Below are 1,751 nucleotides of genomic sequence, written 5' to 3'. Positions count from 1 at the left end.
TGCAGGTGGCCTTCGAGGATTTCCAGGAACACCGCGCCCAAGTTGGCCCGGGGGTTGCGCCGCAGCTTCTGCCGGGTGACGCGGATGTCACCGGCACCCGCCACCAACCGCCAATCCAGGCCCTGCACGAGAGAGCGCATGCCCAAGGTGGTCAGGGCGATGTCGGCGTGGCTACGAGTAAAGAGCGCGGCTGGGTGAACTCGAGGTCAAGTAATTCTTAGTTGCAATCTTGCCTTTTCAACAATCCCCTTCAGCGTCTGAGCGTCATTTTGAGGCGACACCATGGTTGCCTTTTTTTGCCCGAGTTCATAGATCAATTTGTAAATACCCGCTGGAATTTCTAGATCATGTTCATCGCCAATATTTCCAATAGTAATCACCCCACTTTCAAGGGACTCGTTCACTATCCATAAAAGTAGTCAATAAAACGTTCAAAATTCTCCATACCCAGAACCGGTTCAACGTCCTCCTGCATGCGCCTCATGAATTGTTCCACCATCCCATCGTCGTCAAATACATCAAATATATTGAATTCGTGATAGATGACATCAATCATATTTGCAAGTGCCATCAGGAAGTCGGCAAGCGACGAAGCAATTTTAAACGGAGCAACAGCGTCATAGCTGGCAAAAACAGGTGTATTAACTTCGCCACAGGCAGCTATGATTGGTTTTCCACCTCCGCTGTCATCCATGATTACTAAGTTACTGCTTGGCCATGCTGTATTTCTAGTCACTCGCCCTGCATGACCAACCCAGCGATACCCTACTTGCGCACCAAGTAGTTTTTCGACTGAAAAGAGAATTAAGGGTGTAAGACCCGTTTCGAATTTCACCTCTAAAGGCTCGCCCTCACTATAAAACAAAGCAACTTCTGCTGATGACGGCAGTTCTGCAGGCCACTCGACACCACTTCTTCTCTTGCTGATAAATTCACCAGGCGCCCTGCATTTTGCGTGAACCTCTTTTAAAGCTTTCATTGCTTTTTTTAAATCACTCATCCCTCAACCTCCCAACCAAACTCTACAGGAGCATTTTTCGGCACTTTTAATTCGATCAATCAAGCGTCCACTGCCAGGATTTGAGTAGTTCCCCCGATGCCCCTGGGGCGAATTCAAATGTTCATCCAAACCGGACGGATGATTACCATTCTGAAGAAATACGATATTTCTCGGGTCACCTTTCCAATCCTCGCCTAATTTTCCATTACCTTCTACGCTATTAATGTGATGCCCAGTGTATCCAGCCTCGGACATTATCGACGACAACTGAGCATTATTCCGAACGCCCATAATAGTCTCTCTTTCTTGTGCGCTCCAATCTCTAGACCCACCGCCAATCGCCACGAGAATACGTTCTTCCCCCACGCTCGGTTAATCGCAGTACTTCTGCCACCTGGGCTGGGGCCACTGTATCTCTAGGCTTGTACCTTACTAAAGCTTCTGGAGCTAGGCCATATGGGTCGACCTAGCCGGTGGGGTTTACGGTGTAACGATATAGATTATGGTCACCAAGTAGTCCGATAGGATCTTGAGCAATGAATCGCGCAGAACTCGGATCATAGTAGCGATACCGGTTGTAATGCAGCCCTGTTTCATGATCGTGGTACTGCCCCTGGAAGCGGATCGGGTTACCCAGACTATGCTGCTTGGCCCACTCCGAACGCGCCTCCCGCACCTCACCCCACGCCTTGTACTGCCCCGCCCAGGCAACGTTGCCGTGCTGATCGGTCAGCTCCATCGGCGTGCCGAG

General features: G+C 50.0%; 3 protein-coding genes. All 3 read right to left on the bottom strand.

The window, feature by feature from the left end; all coding sequences use genetic code 11:
* Positions 1-206: 206 nt before the first annotated feature.
* Positions 207-380 (bottom strand): hypothetical protein, encoded by a 174-nt coding sequence (locus tag H620_RS25970; RefSeq protein WP_162144463.1) that lies wholly within the window; start codon positions 378-380, stop codon positions 207-209.
* 23 nt (positions 381-403) lie between these two features.
* A complete protein-coding gene (locus H620_RS25965) occupies positions 404-1,000 on the bottom strand; it encodes a hypothetical protein (protein WP_244880970.1) in 597 nt (198 codons plus the stop codon).
* Between the two features lie 466 nt (positions 1,001-1,466).
* A partial coding sequence (locus H620_RS25960; protein ID WP_155950810.1) for an RHS repeat-associated core domain-containing protein occupies positions 1,467-1,751 on the bottom strand: 285 nt, incomplete at its 5' end.

The organism is Pseudomonas taiwanensis DSM 21245 (genome assembly GCF_000425785.1).
GTDB lineage: Bacteria > Pseudomonadota > Gammaproteobacteria > Pseudomonadales > Pseudomonadaceae > Aquipseudomonas > Aquipseudomonas taiwanensis.
Note: the sequence above shows the minus strand (reverse complement) of the source record. Positions and strands in the feature narration are given on the sequence as shown.